Annotated in this window: 14 protein-coding genes, 1 tRNA gene and 2 pseudogenes; 10 read left to right on the forward strand and 7 right to left on the reverse strand. The window is 61.4% G+C overall.

All coding sequences use genetic code 11. The features are described 5' to 3' along the window. Window positions 1–163 precede the first annotated feature (163 nt). On the reverse strand, window positions 164–1,471 hold the full coding sequence (locus IPK59_22395) for a hypothetical protein (protein ID MBK8161383.1): 1,308 nt from the start codon (window positions 1,469–1,471) through the stop codon (window positions 164–166). Window positions 1,472–1,877: 406 nt separating this feature from the next. On the opposite strand from IPK59_22395, the gene IPK59_22400 reads away from it, so the two are divergent. The 4 genes from IPK59_22400 (at window position 1,878) to IPK59_22415 (ending at window position 5,580) form a co-directional block, all read left to right on the forward strand. After that, entirely contained in the window at window positions 1,878–3,341 is a 1,464-nt protein-coding gene (locus IPK59_22400; GenBank protein ID MBK8161384.1) for a Fic family protein, read from the forward strand. A 343-nt stretch (window positions 3,342–3,684) separates the two neighbouring features. After that, window positions 3,685–3,930 (forward strand): hypothetical protein, encoded by a 246-nt coding sequence (locus tag IPK59_22405; GenBank protein ID MBK8161385.1) that lies wholly within the window; start codon window positions 3,685–3,687, stop codon window positions 3,928–3,930. 4 nt (window positions 3,931–3,934) lie between these two features. Next, complete coding sequence (locus IPK59_22410) at window positions 3,935–4,798, forward strand: recombinase family protein (protein MBK8161386.1); 864 nt, start codon at window positions 3,935–3,937, stop codon at window positions 4,796–4,798. Window positions 4,799–4,866: 68 nt separating this feature from the next. Beyond that, on the forward strand, window positions 4,867–5,580 hold the full coding sequence (locus IPK59_22415) for a hypothetical protein (GenBank protein MBK8161387.1): 714 nt from the start codon (window positions 4,867–4,869) through the stop codon (window positions 5,578–5,580). On the opposite strand, the gene IPK59_22420 is transcribed toward IPK59_22415, so the two are convergent. Further along, window positions 5,540–5,615, reverse strand: a tRNA-Glu gene (locus IPK59_22420). The two genes, IPK59_22415 and IPK59_22420, sit on opposite strands and share 41 nt — an antisense overlap. Before the next feature lie 205 nt (window positions 5,616–5,820). Between IPK59_22420 and IPK59_22425 the strand changes: the two genes are divergently transcribed. Continuing rightward, on the forward strand, window positions 5,821–6,171 hold the full coding sequence (locus IPK59_22425; protein MBK8161388.1) for a RidA family protein: 351 nt from the start codon (window positions 5,821–5,823) through the stop codon (window positions 6,169–6,171). A gap of 57 nt (window positions 6,172–6,228) precedes the next feature. Here the strand turns inward: IPK59_22425 and IPK59_22430 are convergent, their stop codons facing one another. The 5 genes and pseudogenes from IPK59_22430 to IPK59_22450 form a co-directional block, all read right to left on the reverse strand. Further along, window positions 6,229–7,506, reverse strand: coding sequence for an FAD-binding oxidoreductase (locus tag IPK59_22430; protein MBK8161389.1), 1,278 nt, complete (start codon window positions 7,504–7,506; stop codon window positions 6,229–6,231). Then, window positions 7,503–9,322, reverse strand: a pseudogene (locus IPK59_22435) (ATP-binding cassette domain-containing protein). Before IPK59_22435 ends, IPK59_22430 begins: the two are co-directional and overlap by 4 nt. A 42-nt stretch (window positions 9,323–9,364) precedes the next feature. Then, a complete protein-coding gene (locus IPK59_22440; protein MBK8161390.1) occupies window positions 9,365–10,123 on the reverse strand; it encodes a TerB family tellurite resistance protein in 759 nt (252 codons plus the stop codon). 119 nt (window positions 10,124–10,242) lie between these two features. Beyond that, window positions 10,243–11,876: pseudogene (locus IPK59_22445) on the reverse strand (GMC family oxidoreductase N-terminal domain-containing protein). Beyond that, a complete protein-coding gene (locus IPK59_22450) occupies window positions 11,866–12,828 on the reverse strand; it encodes a LysR family transcriptional regulator (GenBank protein ID MBK8161391.1) in 963 nt (320 codons plus the stop codon). The pseudogene IPK59_22445 and the gene IPK59_22450 overlap by 11 nt, the downstream one beginning before the upstream one ends. Before the next feature lie 175 nt (window positions 12,829–13,003). Here IPK59_22450 and IPK59_22455 point away from each other — a divergent pair, with 175 nt between their 5' ends. From IPK59_22455 to IPK59_22475, 5 genes are all read left to right on the forward strand, one after another. Then, window positions 13,004–14,572: an ABC transporter substrate-binding protein gene (locus IPK59_22455; protein ID MBK8161392.1), complete on the forward strand. Its 1,569-nt coding sequence runs from the start codon at window positions 13,004–13,006 to the stop codon at window positions 14,570–14,572. Window positions 14,573–14,648: 76 nt separating this feature from the next. Beyond that, complete coding sequence (locus tag IPK59_22460) at window positions 14,649–15,842, forward strand: mandelate racemase/muconate lactonizing enzyme family protein (protein ID MBK8161393.1); 1,194 nt, start codon at window positions 14,649–14,651, stop codon at window positions 15,840–15,842. A gap of 145 nt (window positions 15,843–15,987) precedes the next feature. Next, window positions 15,988–16,896, forward strand: coding sequence for an NAD(P)-dependent oxidoreductase (locus IPK59_22465; GenBank protein ID MBK8161394.1), 909 nt, complete (start codon window positions 15,988–15,990; stop codon window positions 16,894–16,896). Window positions 16,897–16,976: 80 nt separating this feature from the next. After that, complete coding sequence (locus tag IPK59_22470) at window positions 16,977–17,822, forward strand: hypothetical protein (GenBank protein MBK8161395.1); 846 nt, start codon at window positions 16,977–16,979, stop codon at window positions 17,820–17,822. Window positions 17,823–17,872: 50 nt separating this feature from the next. Further along, on the forward strand, window positions 17,873–18,934 hold the full coding sequence (locus IPK59_22475) for an alcohol dehydrogenase family protein (GenBank protein ID MBK8161396.1): 1,062 nt from the start codon (window positions 17,873–17,875) through the stop codon (window positions 18,932–18,934).

The following is an 18,934-nucleotide window of genomic DNA, read 5'->3' on the forward strand; positions in this document are numbered from 1 at the left end:
CTGATAGAAAGTTCATGTCCGTCGGCAGAGTATTTGAGACACGCGAGGCCGTTTGTGAATAGGCGCCGAAGTATGCCTTCTCAGGTGTCAATCGATCCAGGGCATTACCATGATGATCGGCGCCGAAAACTCACGCCGAATCAAAATCATAACTCTCACGGCATTATGTTGGTTCGTCACACCCATTTTCTGGAGGCAACTTTCTCTCAGCTGCTAAGATAGCTTTGATGTCAAAGAGGTGAACGGAACTGAGGTAGATCACCGTGTCTTGTTGAGCAAGCGTAACCTCAAGGTCGTTGCCGATCAGATTTTCGACCATTCCTCGGATAACTTCTTTTGACCCATGTGCATATCGGTACATTGCAGAGTGATTAGGACAAAGTGCCAGGTAGTTCTGAGGATGGCGCTTCCTGAGTTCTGGCAGGAATTCAACGGTCTCAAAATAGTCGCTACCATCATCTAACTTGAAAGGCAGAGGGCCTTTACAAATCTGGCACGTCATCTCTCCGTCAACGTTTCGATAGTGCTGTCGTAAATACTGTTCTGACTCTGCCTTCACTTCGTCCCGGCCGATAGACACCGCCCGGCTGCGGACTTCACTCTCCTTGTCTGGAGCATTTTCCGCCTGCTCAGCAACATTCTGCGCACGACGCTGCGGACTTGCTGGCTCTCGATCTGGAATGGCCGATTTCGCGGCAGCTTCCCTTTCCGCAAAAAACCTCTCTTGTTCTTCCTTAGGCAATGCAGCAAACCGTTGGGCGCGTTCTAAAGCAGTCGCGTCAGCGAAACCAGCAATCTTCGCAACGTCGTCCTTTTCACGCTTCTGTGCCGATTGGCGTTCAGCATCACTGCCGAATTCGATCACCTTCAAGCCCCTGGACCCCGAGTCGAACGGAAATCCTTCCGGCAACTCCCCTCTTGATGCCTCTGCTGGACGAACAAAGATTCCATCACTCTGCGGAACCCATGCAGAATTTCGCAGTACAGATATCAGTGTAGAATCCGCATAGCGTGGACCCCAACTCTGATTGCGCTGATATGTTGCCTGAAACATGTTCGGATTGGGCGGCAAGGTCGTTAGCGTTCGCCAAATCAACCGCGACAATTCCAGGCTAGGAGTCTTTAACAACTCGCCCAGTTTCGGAATGTAAAAATCACGATCAATGGGCGACGTATATCTGTCTCCACCCACATTGCGAAGGTAGTCCCACTTCGGGTTATGCCGACAGTCACAGCCTTCGACTTTTAGATTTGTCCGCGCTCCCACTGCTTGGGCGAACGCTCCGATCTGCTCCAACTTAATACCTTTATCCGCATAGGATGCATGTAATCCGGCACATTCCGCTGCTTCTCCTACATTGCGGTAATAGGCGGAGAGATCAGTTTGCTTGTATGGATGGTCAAGATAGATTCCATCTGGCGTTCGCCAAAGATTGTCGTCACCCAGAAAGATGTAGTAGGGCGCAAACATTTTAGCCTTCTCTGGCTGCTGCCTGACGAGCACAACAAACCGCTTCAGATCTCGCAGGTACGTTTTGTCACTGGGAAGATCAGCTTCCTCTGTATAGCGGGACTTCAGAATAAGTTCGACTTCCTCAGCCTCTCCTAGTTCGCGCACACCAAGGTCAGAAAGAAACTTCTTTGCCTTCTCCTGTTGAGGCTTCGACTTGCCGGACGAATATATACGCGCATCTAACCGCCCATTCGGCTTCAGCCAACTTGTTCACTTGTGAACTTGCCCACAAGCCGGGCAGCGCCCATCGCCGCACCATCGAACGCAACGGGCATTCAGCCCTTTTCTGCACCCGGCGCCAGGCGATACCGCCCTGGCGTCGGGCAGCATCTGTTTCAGTTCAGTCCTTTCCAGGAGTTGTCCAATGGCCAACCAGATTATTGCCTGTCCCCATAGCCTGCTCGCGGCTTTGCGCGCCAATATGCGCTATCAGAAGGTAGAGGGAACAGGCATTCTACGCTTCAATCCCTTTGGCCCATATCAATCCGCCCGAGCTTACGCGATCCAGGTCGAGGATCCGCGGTTGTGGATGTCCGAGACACGCAGCGGCAACTGGGAATCTTTCGTTCTGCTGTTGACCGCCGAAGAGCAGCTGGATCCCGCTTGCCAGCCAATCCCGTTACCGGAAGATCTCGTGCTCGAGTTCTTGGACCGTGTTGTGCCGGAACTCGCCACTATCGCTGACCTTCAAGGGCACGACCTGCTGGCCTTGGCCGCGGCCGTCGACGAGGCAAGGAAGGCAGCAAACCAGGTGCCGCTATCCCGGCTGGAGCGGCCAGCGTCAAATTCCTACGAAGAGAATCTCTGCGCCGTGGCCGCGCTCGCGCAGGCGCAGCTTGGAGCTCGTCTCGCGCGCTTTGATGGAGCCTATACCAACTTGCGCGATGACGCAGTCAGGCAGGGGATGATGCCCATACTGCGCATCCTTGGCACGCAAGGCGCTGTTGCCGATTCACTTGATCTCGAAGCCAGTGGACGCACGGCAGAATATGCTATGCGTGACGATCTCGATCTCCTCAGGCTTTTCCGACACCGACGGATCGCTGCGGGCGATTGCCGTGCACTCGATATCGTACTGAGCGGCGGCTGGGACCACGAAGTTCCGGCCTCCAGGATGGCGAAGCCGGACTGGCTGCGCTGGTTGTTTCGGTTGGCCGAACAGCGCTCGGGTCGAGATCTGTCAGAGTTCTACTGGCGGAACACCCAAGATGCGATCGGTTCCGATATTCCGCCGGCTGTGAAAGTAGATGAGATCAGCGCGGCTGTCGGTGATTTTTGTACGGCCTTCGATCGCCGGCTCATGGGGGCGTGCCATCCAGTAATCCGTGCCGCTCTTGGTCTCTTTGAGGTCACCCGCATTCAACCCTTTCCGAAGGACAATGCGCGGATGGCTAGGCTCGTCTTCATTGCACTGCTTGACAGCATGGGATTCTGGGCACTCCCACTGCCTCTGGCCTTGCACCGTCAGCGCCACGCCCTTGCATCGATGCTCGAGGGATCAGCCGAGATCGGCACACCGGACCATCTCATCGCGTTTATGATGACAGTCTGCGAGGAGGCGCTTGCAGCCGGAAAACTCATGCTCCACGAAGCTATGCAGGAGCGTCAGAAGCTGCATGACGCTCTCACGCGGGCTGGCGTGCCGAGCGATCGAGCGGTTTGTACGACGCTTGAGCTGTTGGCCAACGCCTTTGTGAACACCCGACACGATACTGACTTTTGGAACGCGGCGTTTCAGGGAGGATGCAGCCGAGTTGCATCGCCTCGGTCTCATCGATCAGCTTCGTCTCGGATGGAAAACTTATTGGTCGTCCCCAGTCGCGCGTGAATTGGCGGCGTACCGGCCGTGGCTGATAAGAAGGACCACGTCGCCACGGCGAACGGCCAGAAATCAGGAATAGCGGCAGATTTGAACGCAAGCCGGGGAGCTAGAGGCGCGGGCACCGTAGGGGCGGGGCGTGCCGGTGGATTCGTCTCAATATAAGTTGCCTGCCGATTTCACTCCTGCGCGATTTGGCCCAGGAAGGATTTTTGGCGTTGTGAGGACACAGAGGCCCGAAAAGAGGTGACATAGCCTCAATAGAATAGACAATTTTAGATAAATCAAACAGATCGACCCGTCGAACTCAGTTGACCCAATATCGGCTGCCGGACCCAATTGTGAGCGACCGATGGCCGGGAAGACGCGTAACAAAATTGAACTGATCTTCCGCAATACTGAGCCTTCCGAGACTGGAGGCGAGGTGACGGACAACTTCGTTCAAAATCGGATTGTCAAAGCTATTGTCCTCGATCTGGCTCGAATGCTGGCTCGCCAGACCGTGGCTTTGGAGTTCGTGTCACCGCCCTCGGCATCAAATGACGAACCGGGGCCCGTCGACGCACAGGCGGGTGAGATCCGTCGGAAAGCAGGATAGAGGCATGAAGCGCGCCGCCATTTACGCGAGGTACAGTAGCAATCTGCAACTTGAGAGCTCCATTGACGACCAGATCAGGCTGTGTCGAAAACGCGCTGCCGACATCGGAGCTACAGTTGTGGAGATCTATAAGGATCCAGCTCTGTCAGGAACCCTATTTGAGTCCCGACCTGGTATCCAACGGATGCTCGCGGATGCGAAGAAGCGTCGCATCGATATCGTCATCGCCGAAGGGCTCGACCGCCTTAGCCGCGATCAAGAGGATATTGCTAAGATCTACAAGCGATTGCGGCATGTCGACGTTAAGATTCTAACGCTCGCCGATGGCGCTGTAGGAGAGATGGAAGTTGGGCTGAAGGGTACGATGAATGCACTCTTCATCACGGAGATGGGCAACAAAGTTCGGCGCGGTCAAAGCGGTCGCGTTCTCGCCGGTCGGGCGGCGGGAGGCTTGGCGTACGGTTATCGGGTGGTAAAGAAGTACGATGAGAAAGGCGAACCCATCCGGGGCTTTCGCGAGGTCCGTCCAGATCAAGCAGCCGTAGTGTGCCGCATCTACCAGATGTTCGCTAAAGGCGTTTCCACTAGAGCGATTGCCAAGGTTTTGAATGCAGAGGGAGTGCCGACCGCGCGCGGCGGGGAGTGGAACTCATCAACGATCGCAGGGCAGAAGAAGCGCCTCAATGGCATCCTCCAGAACCCAATTTATATTGGACGCATTGTTTACAATCGCGTATCGCAGCGCCAAGATCCCGAAACTGCGAAGTATGTCAGCATTGTCAATCTGGAAAGCGACCGTGTGAGTCAAGATGTTCCTGCGCTTCGGATTGTCAGTGATGCGCTCTGGAAGGTCACGCAACAAAGCTAAAGCAGAACCAAGCCGGGAGCAAAAACCCCGTCACGAAACGGCGTCCCAAAAGACTGCTCTCCGGCTTGATGGAATGCGGATGTTGTGGATCGCAGTACACTGTTTGCGATCGCGTCTACATTGCCTGCGGAGCTCAAAGGTCGGGGAAATCATGTGACAATGGGCGGCGGGCCAATTTGGATCATCTTGAAGAACAGGTTCTCGCGGGACTTCGCCATCACCTAACGCAACCGGACGCCATCGACGCATTTGACAAGGAGTACCGTGCAGCCAAGAAAATGATGCGGGAAGCTCGCGGTCGGACACTAAAGAATTCGGACAAGAAAATTCGCGAACTTCAATCCAAGATCGACCGTATTGTCGATGCAATCGCAAACGGAACGGATACGCCCGCCATGCGTAAGGCAGTCGTCGAGCACGAGTCCATGCTCGCTGAACTTAGGGACCAAGCCGATGCAGCCCGCGAGGAGCCCGACGTTGAGTTGCACTCCAACCTTGCCGAACTCTACCGCGCTCGGTTGGATGGCATCCAGGTTGCCCTCAACGATCCTTCATGCCGGCACGATGCGACCCAACTGATTCGGCACCTTATTGACCGTATCATATTGAGGCCCACGGACGAGGAGCGCGGATTGGAAGCGGAAGTAGTCGGGCTGATGGCCGGCCTCGCGGACATCGCGGGGAAAGAGTCCTATTTTGGATCGACCAATAATGCCCGGGCACCCGAACGTACTGTATCGCTGGCGTCCCCAACGGGAGTCGAACCCGTGTCTTCACCGTGAAAGGGTGGTGTCCTAGGCCTCTAGACGATGGGGACGTAAGGAGGCGGCTGCGGGGGCCTTTTAGCCGGGGTGGGCGCGGAATGCAACAGTCGGCATGCGGCCCCCGCACATTATCTGACGACCCCTTTGCGCCAGGCCCCGGCATCTGCATAATGCGCCGCCCGGCCACCCAAGCCAAATCGCGGCGGACCGGCCGCCGGGCCAGATTTCTCCATCTTTTCCAATATATTAGAGGTCAACATGTCATTGAAGCGCCTGGGCGATCCGTCGGTCATCTCTGATGCCGTCATCCACAACAACATCGTCTACCTCGCCGGCCAGGTGGCGGAAGACCCGGTGTCGGCCTCGGTCTATGAGCAGACCAAGAACATCCTCGGCCAGATCGATGCCCTCCTGAAGCAGGCCGGCACCGACAAGACCAAGATCATCAAGACCAATATCTGGCTGTCCGACATCTCGACCTTCCAGGACATGAACAAGGCCTGGAAGGAATGGGTCGTGAAGGGCGAAGCCCCGGCCCGCGCCACCGTCGAAGCCAAGCTCGCCGACCCCAAGTGGAAGGTCGAGATCATGATGACGGCCGCGATCTAAGCCATCTTCTGTTGAGCAAGGCCCGGACCGGCACAAGCTGGTCCGGGCCTTGTGCTTTCAGCGCTCGCGCCAGGCATCCATCGCCTGATAGGCCCAATAGGTGAGCTGCACGGCGGCGCGGCCGAACGGCCCGCCATTCCAATCGAGCCCGAAGGGCGCATAGAGCCGGTAGCGATCGCTCGTTCCCGTGATCGCTTCCGCCACCACCTTGCCGCCGATGGCCGTCGTGTTCATGCCATGGCCGCCGAACGCGGTGCAGTACCAGAGTCCTTCCTCCAGCCGCCCGATCTGCGGCATCAGATGCCGCGCATAGGACATGAGGCCGGACCACGCCGCCTCGATCTTCACTTGCCCGAGCTGCGGATAGGTGCCGACCATCTGCCGCCGCAATTGCTGGGCGAGATTGGCGGGATCCTGCGTTCGCGTCGTGATGCGCCCGCCCCAGAGGATCCGGTCACCCTCGACCAGGCGGTAGTAATCGCCGGCGCGCCGATCATCGCCGATCGCGGCCCTGGTGTGGATTGTCTGCTGGACCAGACCGCCGAGCTTCTCGGTGAGAAGCACATAGGTGGCGATCGGCAGATAGGCCCGCCGCAGCTCCTTCGAGACCGCATCGGTATAACCGCCGCCGGCAAAGACCACGTGCTGCGCCGTGACCTTGCCACCCGCCGTGCCGATGACATGCGCGGCGCCTGCGCGCACAACCGACATGGCCGTTGTGTCCTCGAACACCGCACCACCCAGGCGCACGATCTCGGCCGCGAGCGCGCGCGCATAGTTCAGCGGATGAAAATGAAATCCATCCGGATCATAGAGGCCTTGATGATAGACATCGGAGACAAGCTCCGCCTGCACCGCCGCTCGGTCACGGAACGCCAGCTTCTCGCCAAAGCGGCCGTTCATCTCCGCCTGATAGGCCTTGAGGCCATCGGCGCCGTCATAACGGATCACGCGCAGGATACCCGGCGTCACATCGGCGCCGGCGATATTGAGGGCTGCGATGTTCGCGCGCACGATCTCGACCCCCTCGATCGACAGGCGATAGAGGCTGTCGGCATCATCCGCGTTGGTGCGCTGGCGGATATTGTCGAGGCCCGTCGCATAACCGGAGGTCACGAACCCGCCATTGCGCCCCGAGGCACCCCAGGCGACACGGTGTTGCTCAATCACCGCGACCTTGCGCCCGCGCCGCGCCAGCTCCAGCGCGGTCGTCAGGCCGGCAAGTCCGCCGCCGATGATGCAGGCATCGACGGCAAGATCACCCGAGAGCGCCGGATAGCGCCGATCATCGGCCAGCGTGCGCCGGTAGAAGCTATCGATATAGGCCGACATCACGCCCCCAATTCGCTGCGCCGTTCCTCAAGCTCCAGCCATTTCAACTCGGCCGTTTCGAGATCGCCCTGTTTCGCGGCCAACAAGGCGCTGGCCTTCTCGAACTTGGCGGGGTCCTTGGCATAGAGATTGGGATCGGCCAGGGCCGCCTCGATCGTCTTGATCTCGGCTTCCAGCGTGGTCATCCGGTCCGCCACCTGGTCAAGCGCCCGCTGATCCTTCGACGACCAGCGCGGCGTCTCGGCGGTCACCGCTGCGCGTGGCACGCTTTTGCTGGCAGGCTTCACCAGCACCGCATGGTGCTCGGCGAGGCGGCGCTGGTCGAGATAGTCGGAATAGCCGCCGGGATATTCCTCAACCACCCCATCGCCTTCGACCGCGATGATCGAGGTCGCCAGCCGATCGAGGAAGTCGCGGTCGTGGGAGACCACGATGACCGTGCCGTCGAACTCGCCCAGCACTTCCTGCAGCAAATCCAGCGTATCCATGTCGAGATCGTTGGTGGGCTCGTCGAGAATGATGAGATTGGCGGGCTGGGCGAACAGTTTCGCCAGCAGCAGCCGCGCCCGCTCGCCGCCCGAAAGTGCCCGCACCGGCATGGTCGCCTGCTTCTCGTCGAACAGGAAATCGCGCAAGTAAGCCACCACATGGCGCGAACGGCCCTGGGCGATGATTGAATCGCCGCCCCCGGATGCAAGCGTCTGCCACAGCGTCTTGTCGAGATCGAAGCTCTCGCGCCGCTGGTCGAGGTAAAGCGGCGTCACATTGGTGCCGAGTTTCAGCTTGCCGCCATCGGGCTTGATATGCCCGGTCAAAATCTTGATGAGCGTGGTCTTGCCGGCGCCGTTGGGGCCGATGACGCCGATCCGGTCGCCGCGCTGGACGCGCGTCGAAAAGCTGTTGACGATGGGTCGCAGGGTGCCGTCCGGCCGCGTGAAGGTCTTCGAGATCTTCTCCGCCTCGATCACGACCTGCCCGCCCTGCACCGCTTCGCCGAGTTCGAGCTTCGCGCGGCCGATCGCCCGCAGCGCCTCGGCGCGTTCCTTGCGCAGCGCCATCAGGCCACGGCGACGCCCTTCATTGCGCGACCGCCTTGCGGTCACACCGCGCGCCATCCAGTATTCTTCCTGCTCGATCTTCTTCTCCAGCCGGCGCGCCTCGGCCGCTTCCTGCGCCTGGATATTGCCGGACCATTCCTCGAAGCCCGCGAAATTGCCGTCCATCTCGAACAGGCGGCCGCGATCCAGCCACAGCACGCGCTTGGAGAGGGCCGTGAGGAAGGTGCGGTCATGGCTGATCATCAGGATGCCGCCGGAGAACGCCGCCAACTCCTGTTCCAGCCATTCGATGGTGGGGAGGTCGAGATGGTTGGTAGGCTCATCGAGCAGCAGGATCTCCGGCTCCGCGACCAGCGCCCGCGCCATGGCGGCGCGCCGGCCCTCGCCCCCGAAAGGGTCGCAATATCGCGCTGGGGATCGAGGTCGAGATGATCGAGCACCCGGGCGATGCGGTAGTCATCCTCCTCCGCCCCAGGCAGGGCCGCGGTCACGAATTTCGCGACCGATCCGCCGGCGGCGAGGTCCGGGCTCTGGGAGAGATAGCCGATACGCGTCCCCGGCTGCAGGAAACGAGTCCCGCCATCGAGCTCGATCTGCCCGGCCAAGGCCTTGAGAATGGTCGATTTTCCGGAACCATTGGCACCCACCAGCGCGACCCGCTCGCCCTTCCCCAGGGTGAGCGTGATGCCGGCAAAGAGCGGCTTGCCGCCGAAGGTGATCTTGGCGTCGCGGAGTGCGACCAGGGGTGGTGCGGGGGGCATGGGAGCAGCAGCCAGTTCAATCGGTCATAACCAGGGGCTGACCTACTTGATGCCGCGTTCCTTGGCAATCCTGTCATAGGCGGCGTTGAGGGTCGCGACCTTCTCATTGGCCAGCGCCACGAACTCCGCCGGCAGGCCCTGGGCCATCAGTTTGTCGGGGTGATTTTCGCGCATCAGGCGCCGCCAGCTCGCGCGGATCTCGTCATCCGATTGCTCGCGCCGGACACCCAATACCGTATAGGGATCGGCATGGTCGGCGCCGACATTGACCTCGCGCAGCCGCGCGAAATCCGCATCCGAGAAGCCGAAGATTCGCGCCACGTCATGGATGAAGTCGATCTCAGCCTCATGCACGCCGCCATCGGCAAGCGCGATGTGGAACAGGCCGTCGATCAGTTCTTCCAGCACCGGATGGCGCTCGTCGAACATGCCCGCCAATTGCCGCGCATAGGCATCGAAGCCCGCGACATCGCGCTTGGCGAGGTCGAACACGCGCGCCACATTGTTGATCTCGTCGGGCGGGATCTTGAACACCTGCTTGAAGGCGGCGACTTCGGCGCGGCTCACCGTGCCGTCGGCCTTGGCCATCTTGGCGCCCAGCGCGATGACGGCGATGGTGAAAGCGATCTCGCGCGTCGCCCGCCGGTCATCAGGCTGCCCAGGCGGCTGCCCGGGCGGCAGATCGGGTTCCATCTGCTTGTCGATGGCATGGCCGGCCAGCGCCCCCAGCAATGCGCCCAAGGGCCCACCCAGTGCAAAGAAGCCGGCAGCACCACCGATGATCTTGCCCCAAATGCTCATGATGTCCGGAATTCGCCCGCTGGTAGAATGTCGGCCCCAACCATAGCCAGCGTGGGCGCGGATTGCCAGCGCTGGCACACCGACCACCGCGACGGATCAGCGCAGAAGGCGGGGGAATTCTACCCTGCCGAACCTGCCCCCAGGATCACCGCCGCGCCCTTCTCCGCCACCATCATGGTGGGCGCGTTGGTGTTGGCGGACGGGATGCTGGGGAAGATCGAGGCATCGATCACCCGCAGCCCACCCATTCCATAAACCCGCAGCTCCGCATCGACCACGGCTTCCCCGGCACCGGCCCCATGCGGCAGGTGCCCGAGGGGTGGAAGATCGAATAGCTCGATTCCCGCACATAGGCCGCGAATTCGGCATCGGATTGCGCGCGTGCGCCTGGTTTTGTTTCGCTGCGGATGATGGCGCCAAGGGCCTTGGTCGCGGCATAGCGGCGCATCAACTGTGCCGCCTCGACGATTTCCGCCATGTCCTCGGGTGCCGCCAGCAGGTTCGGCTGGATCTCGGGTGCGACACCGGCATCCGCCGCGCGCAGCTTGAGATAGCCGCGGCTCAACGGCCGACAGGGCGAGGCGCTGAGCGAGAAAGCCGGGTCCGCCTTCACCTTGATCAGCTCGCGGCTGTCCGGCGTCGCCTTCTCGTAATAAAGCGGGCAGAAATAGAGCTGGATGTTGGGTCGTGCCCGGTCCGGCGACGAGCGCACGAAACCGCCCGCCTGGTTGAGGCTCATCGACAAGGGTCCCCGCCGCAGCAGCGCATATTGCATGCCGGCCTTGATGCGCCTGAGCCAATTGCCGAGGTCGCTGTTGAGCGTACGCACCCGCGCATCGAAATAGTGATCGTAGCAGATATGATCCTGCAGATTCCGGCCGACCGCAGGCGCATCGAGCTTCACCTCGATACCGAGTGCCCGCAATTCATCCGCCGGCCCGATGCCGGAGAGGAGCAGCAGTTGCGGCGAACCGATGGCGCCGGCGGCAAGGATGACCTCGCGCTTGGCGCGGATCTCGGTCTCCACTCCATCGCGCCGGTAGCGCAAGCCCACCACGCGGTTGCCATCGAGGATCAGTTTCTGCACATGGGCCTGGATCAGCACCTGGAGGTTGGGGCGCGTCATCGCCGGGCGCAGATAGGCCTTGGCCGAGGAATGGCGCTGCCCCTTCTTGGTGTTGATCTGGTAATGGCCGACACCTTCCGTCTCTGGCCCATTGAGGTCGGCCAGATGCTTGTAGCCCAGTTCCTCGGACGCCTTAAAAAAGACGTCGCAGATCGGATGCGCATCGCGTCCGATCTGCGTCACATGAATGGGCCCGTCGCCGCCATGGAACTCGCTTGCGCCGAAATCATGTTCTTCCATCGCGCGGTAGAAGGGCAGCACGTCGCGCCAGCCCCAGCCCTTGTTGCCGGCCGCTTCCCACCCGTCATAATCCGCCGCCTGGCCGCGCGCATAGACCATGGCGTTGATCGAGCTCGACCCGCCCAGCACCTTGCCGCGCGGATAATAGATCACCCGGTTGCCGAGCGAGGGGACCGGCGCGCTGTCGAACATCCAATTGACCCTGGGATCGAAATAGGTGCGCGCATAGCCCACCGGCACATCGATGTCGAAGCGCCGGTCGCTGGGTCCGGCTTCGACCAGCAGCACCTTGTGGCGGCCATCGGCGCTGAGGCGATTGGCCAGCACGCAGCCGGCGGAACCGCCCCCGATGATGATGTAATCGGCGGCATTGGCATTATGGTCCATGGGAACTCCGTCGGTGACCGGCCAGCTTCTTCGCGCCCGGCCCTGGTGAAATGGAAATCGGCGATCTGGTGGCGGCCTCTTCCAGCAATTGCTGGCGCAGCCAATCGGCAAAGAGCGCTGCCTCGGCGCGCGGCGCATCGAGGCTGTTGGGCGTCAGCAGGTAATGCGACTGGTCCTGCGGCAGTTCGATGCCAGGCACCCGGCGCACCCGGCCGGCCTTCTCATAGGCGGCGGCAAAGCGCGCCAGCACCAGCGCGGCACCATGGCCGGCAGCCACCAGTTCCAGGGCGGCAAGGCTGGTATCGACCGTGATGCCGGCGCCGGCCGGCGGCAGGCGGAGCCCGGCCGCTTCATAGAGATGCAGCCAATCGCTCTCGACACCCATGATCTGGATGAGCTCGGCGCTGGCGATGTCGCGGGCGCTCGTGATCGTCGAATGCGGCGCCGTCACCAGCACGATGGGATCGTTGACCAGCAATTGCGCGGCACTGCCCGGCCAATTGCCATGGCCGAACCGGATATCGACATCGGTCTTGTCGGCCGGCAGCGCATCCGCCCAGATCGCCGAGAAGAGGCGGATGCGGATGCCGGGATGCGCCCGCGCGAACCCGCTCAGGCGCGGCGTCAGCCACAGCACCGCAAAGGAGACCGGTACGCGGATATTGAGGATCGTCTCACCCACCGGCCCGAAGATGGAGAGCGTCGAAATCGAGAGTTCGCTGAAGGCCTGGCGCACCGGCACCAGATAGGCCTTGCCCATGTCGGTCACGCGCAGCCCCCGCGGCAGCCGCTCGAACAGCGGATAGCCCAATTGGCTCTCCAGCGCCCGTACCTGATAGCTCACCGCCGCCGAGGTCAGCGCCAACTCCCCCGCCGCCGCCGCGAAGGAGCCACGGCGCGCCGCCGCCTCGAAGGCGCGCAACCAGGGCAAAGGCGGCAGGTGGTAGGACATGGGGTGGATTGACCGACAAATGGATTTAGGCCTTAGGCCAATAATACATCGTTTTACTTTCCGCCCTGTCAAGCGCGGAATGGGCGCCGTTCACCGTCTTAAGCCACCGGCCGGGCGGCGTGCCAATTCAGAAACCGCAATCTCAGGGGAGAAAAGCTCCATGGATATCAAGTCGATGACCAAGTTGGCGGCGAAGGGAAAAATGTCGCGCCGCGATTTCGTGCAGCTGGCCATGGGTGCCGGCATCAGCGCCGCCATGGCACAGACCATGTTCGTGAAGGCGGCGCGCGCCGAACCCAAGAAGGGCGGCAAGTTCCGCATGGCCCTGGGGTCCGGCTCAACCACCGACACGCTCGACCCCGCGACCTTCCCCGACACCTTCAACGGCGTCTTCGGCTGGGGCTCGACCCGCTCCAGCCTCACCGAGGTGACGCCCAAGGGCGAGATCATCTCCGACGTCGCCGAAAGCTTCGAAGCCTCGCCCGATGCCAAGACCTGGGTCTTCACCTTGCGCAAGGGCGTCGAATTCCATTCCGGCAAATCGTTCGATTCCGAGGATGTCGTGGTCTCGCTCAACCATCACCGCAGCGAGGACTCGAAATCGGCCGCGAAATCCCTGCTGGCCACCGTCAAGGACATCAAGGCCGACGGCAAGGACAAGGTGGTCGTGACCCTGAGCGACGGCAATGCCGATTTCCCCTTCGTCGTCTCCGACTATCATCTCGCGATGATGCCGGCCAAGGACGGCAAGGCGGACTGGCAATCGGGCATCGGCACCGGCCCCTATGCCATGACCGGGTTTGACCCCGGCGTGCGGGCGACCGGCAAGCGCTTTGCCAACTACCACCGCGAAACCTATTTCGACGAGATCGAAATCCAGTCGATTTCCGACGTGGTGGCGCGCAGCAATGCGCTCACCTCAGGCGATGTCGATTATATCGACCGCGTCGATCTCAAGACCGTCGACCGCATGGCCGGCGGCGGCAATGTCGACATTTCCGAAGTCAGCGGCTTTGCCCATTACGTGGCGCCGATGAACTGCACCATGGCGCCGTTCGACAACAAGGATGTCCGCCTCGCCCTCAAATACGCGATCGACCGCGAGGAGATCGTGAAGAAGGTTTTGCGCGGCCATGGCTCGGCCGGCAACGACAACCCGATCGCCGCGGGCCTGCCCTTCGCCAAGGACCCGGCGGTGAAGCACAGCTTCGATCCCGACAAGGCTAAGTTCCACCTGAAGCAGGCCGGACTCGACACGCTCAAGGTCGATCTCTCGGCCTCGGACGCGGCCTTTGCCGGCGCCATGGACGCCGCCCAGCTGATGAAGGAATCGGCCGCCAGATGCGGCATCGACATCAACGTCATCCGCGAGGCCGAGGACGCCTATTGGGACAGTGTCTGGATGAAGAAGGCCTGGTGCCTCTCCTACTGGTCGGGCCGCCCGACCCCGGACCTCATGTTCACGACGGCCTATGCGGCCGACGCTGCCTGGAACGACAGCTTCTGGAAGAACGACCGCTTCAACGAGCTGCTGGTGGCGGCCCGGGCCGAACTGGACCAGGCCAAGCGCGCCACCATGTATGCCGAAATGCAGGATCTGGTCGCCGAGGATGGCGGCGTCATGGTCCTGATGTTCTATAATTACATGAATGCATGCGCTAAAACCGTTGCACATGCCGATTTGGTCGCGCCAAACTGGGATGTCGACGGCATGAAGATCACCCAGCGCTGGTGGTTTGCCTAGACCCAGATGACCGGTTGCGGGCCGATCTGTCATCCGGCCCGCAACCGCCCTTCACTGCAGCAGCAAGACTGATCCCATGAAAATCGCCGGTCTCAAAACCTTCGTCGTCGGCAATCCGCCGCCCTCTTTCGGCGGCCAGTACTTCATCTTCGTGAAGCTCGTCACCGCTGACGGCATCGCGGGGGTGGGTGAAGTCTATGGCACCGCCTTCGGCCCCAAGGTCATGGTGGCGGCGATCGAGGATGTCTATCAGCGCTATGTCGAGGGCATGGACCCCTTTCATATCGAGAAGCTCTGGCGCCTCGTCTATGGCTCGGGCTACACGCTGCGTCCCGATGTAACGGCGATGAGCGTCCTCTCCGCGATCGAGATCGCGCTCTGGGACATCAAGGGCAAGGCCACCGGCAAGCCGGTCTATGAACTCTTGGGCGGCAAGGTGCACGATCGCCTGCGCTCCTACACCTATATCTATCCCGACACGGCAAAGGGCCAGGACAGTTCCATCTACTGGAATGCCGAGGCCTCCGCCGAGCGCGCCGCCCATTATGTCAAGATGGGCTTCACCGGCATCAAATTCGATCCGGCGGCACCCTATTCGCCCTTCGATCCCAGGCAGCCCTCGCTGGAATCGATGGATCTCTGCGAGAAGTTCTGCAAGCTCATCCGCGAGGCGGTGGGCTCCAAGGCCGATCTCCTTTTCGGCACGCATGGCCAGTTCACCACGGCCGGCGCCATCCGCTTTGCCCAGCGGCTGGAGAAGTATCAGCCGCTCTGGTTCGAGGAACCCACCCCGCCGGAAAAGCCCGAAGACATGGCCCTGGTCGCCCGCGGCACCAGCATCCCCATCGCCACCGGCGAACGCCTCGTCACCAAATACGAATTCGCCCGCGTGCTGGAAAACCGCGCTGCCTCGATCCTGCAGATGCAGGTCGGCCGCGTCGGCGGCCTGCTGGAAGCCAAGAAGATCACCACCATGGCGGAAAGCTATTACGCCCAGATCGCGCCGCATCTTTACGCGGGCCCGGTCATCGGCATGGCCAACGTCCATCTCGCCGCCTGCAGCCCCAATTTCCTGATTCTGGAAAGCATCGAGACCTGGGGCGGCTTCCACGGCAAGATCATCAAGAAGCCGGTGCAATGGGAAGCGGGCTACGTCATCCCGCCGACCGAGCCTGGCCTGGGGATCGAACTCGACGAAGACGTCGCCCGCGCACACCCCTATACGGGTAGCAATCTGCACCTGGAGATGACCAACCGGGTGATTCAATAAGGTTCATTTTAACCGTCATGGTCGGCCCAATTTTGAAGCATGAGGGCCGACCATCCACGAGTTTGTCGGCAACTAAAGAAGAGTAATTCGTGGATGGTTGGCCTTCGCCGACCATGACGAATGGGATAGATCGGGGAGAACAAAAATGCGTTACGGATTCATCGGTCTTGGGAATATCGGTCGATATCTCGCCGCAAGCCTGCAGCGTGGCGGCTTCTCCCTGACCGTCCATGATCTGAATGAGGCCGCTGCCAAGCCGCTGCTCGATCTCGGGGCCGTCTGGGCCAGCAGCCCGCGCGCCGTCGCGGAAGCCTGCGATACCGTCATCACTTGCCTGCCCAGCCCCAGTGCCACGCAACATGTCCTTGCCGACAAGGACGGAGTCCTGGCCGGCCTTGAAGAGGGCGGGCATTGGATCGAGATGGGGACCCTGGGGCGCGAAGAAATCCTGCGCTTTGCCGAAATGGCCCAACAGCACGGTGTCCGCACGATGGAATCGCCGGTGACAGGCGGCGTGCATCTGGCAGCCCAAGGCGCCATGACCATCCTCGCCGGCGGCGACAAGGACATGTTCGATACTCATTTGCCGGCCTTCAAGGCGATGGGCGACAAGATTTTCCATATGGGGCCATTGGGATCGGCGGCCGTGATCAAAGTGATCACCAATATGCTCGCCTTCATCCATCTCAAAGCCGTCGGCGAAGCGCTGATGCTGGCCAAGCGTGGTGGCCTTGACCTCGCCCAGGCCTATCACGCCATCGCGGCGAGCTCCGGCAACTCCTTCGTCCATGAAACCGAGGGTCAGCTTGTCCTCAGCGGCAGCTACGACATCGATTTCAGCGTCGATCTGGCTCTCAAGGATCTTGGCTTCGCCATGGGCTTCGGGCGCGAATTCGGTGTGCCGCTCGATCTTGCCGCACATACCATGCAGACCTACATCCAGGCGCGCGAAGTCTATGGCGGCAAGGCGCAATCACCGATGATCATCAAGTTGCTGGAAGACGCGCTCAAGACCGACCTGCGCGCGCCAGGTTTCCCGGCCAAGCTTTACTGACGAGTGTCGCGGATCCTGGCATGTTCCGGCAAGCTGGGGACGTCGCATCTGGGCTCTTCTTTCTCGAGGACTCCGACCGCATGAGGAAAGACGCCAGTCATTTTATCGACACCGACCGCTATCCAATCGGCGAAGCCGGTTCGGCGCGCGACGCCCTCATCGCCGATCTGCGTGCCGCGATCGAGAGGGAGGGCTGCGCGGTCCTGAAGGGCTTCGTGCGGGCCGAACGCCTGGGCGAACTGGTCGCCGAGAGCGACCGCGTCGCTATCCACGGGCATCGCAACTTCAACCGCACCAACCCCTACTTCACCAAAGACCGCCCGGATCTTCCTGCAAGCCACCCGCTGCGACGGTTCTACGATCGGTCAAACGCCTTTGTGCCGGCCGACAATTTCGGTCCCGAGAGCATCCTTCGGGCAATCTATGAATGGCCGGCCTTCGCGCCCTTCATTCAGGCGGCGCTGGGCGAGGCCAGGTTCTATCGCTACGCAGATCCATTGGCCGATGTGATCGTCAATCTGGCCGAAGCCGGCAACGGCTTTCCCTGGCACTTCGATACCAACAACTACACTGTGACACTGGCAATCCAGAACGCCGAAACGGGTGGGGATTTCGAATACAGTCCGCATCTGCGCTCGCCCACCGACGAGAATTATGCCGGCGTCGAGGCCGTATTGGATGGCGACAGCCGCCTGATCCGAACCTTGCACCTTGAACCGGGCGATCTTCAGATATTCAAGGGGCGCTATTCACTGCATCGCGTGACGCCGCTGGTGGGCGCAAGACCGCGCTATGTCGCGATCTTCAGTTTCACCGAGGAGCCGGGCATGGTCGGCAGTCCGGAGCGCACCCGCCAGCTTTACCGCCGCGTCCTCCCCGTCCATATCGAGCGCGCCGGCTTGCGCCGTGACACGCTGGTCGACTGATTGCCATGGCCACAAGGGATCGCTTTGAGCTGAAACCCGGTGGCAGGACGATGATGGCGGTCGTCACCACCGGCAATGGTGGTTACGACAAGCTCGTCTATCGCGAGGTGCCCGTTCCGGAACCGGCCGCGGGTGAGGTGCTGATCAAGGTGCTGGCCGCTGGTGTCAACAACACCGAGATCAACACGCGCCTGGGTTGGTACTCCTCCAGCGTCACCGACGGCACAGCAGCGACGGCAGCAGCAACAACGACGGATATCGCACGATCGGATGGTGGCTGGAACAAGGCAACACCTTTCCCCTTTATCCAGGGGACGGATTGTTGCGGCATTGTCGCCGCCATTGGTCCCGGCGGCGATCCGGCCCTGATCGGCCGGCGCATCCTGGTCCGGGCCTGCATGCGCACCCATGGCTTTGCCTCCATGGAAACCATTTGGATGGCCTCCGATTTCGACGGCGCATTCGCCCAATTCGTGAAAGTGCCGCAAGCGGAAATCTTCCCCGTCGATTGCGCCTGGAGCGATGCGGAACTGGCGACCATTCCTTGCGCCTATGGTACGGCCGAGAACATGCTGCACCGGGCCGGCGTCGCGAAAGGTGACCGACTCCTCGTCATGGGTGCCTCTGGCGGCGTTGGCTCCGCGGCCGTGCAATTGGCCAAGCGACGCGGCGCCTGGGTCGCAGCCATGACCACCGCCGAGAAAGCCGGGGCGCTCCGCGACCTCGGCGCCGATCAGGTTCTCGACCGCGCGACGGGCATCCCTCTGGACCTCGCCGGGACCCTCGACATCGCCATCGACAATGTCGCCGGCCCCGGCTTCGGTGCCGTGCTGAAGGCCCTGCGGCCGGGCGGTCGCTATGTCACCTCAGGCGCCATCGCCGGACCGATCGTGGCGCTCGACATGCGCGATCTCTATCTGAAGGACCTGACCCTCATCGGCTGCACGGCCTGGGACGAGCCGGTCTTTCCCAATCTCATCGGCTATATCGAGCGTGGCGAAATCAGGCCGCTCGTCGCCGCGACCTATCCACTGCCGGCGATCGCCGACGCGCAGCGCGCCTTCCTGGAAAAGCGCCATGTCGGCAATATTGTGCTGATCCCGCCGGCCTGA

This window comes from Rhodospirillaceae bacterium (genome assembly GCA_016712715.1).
Lineage (GTDB): Bacteria > Pseudomonadota > Alphaproteobacteria > Dongiales > Dongiaceae > Dongia.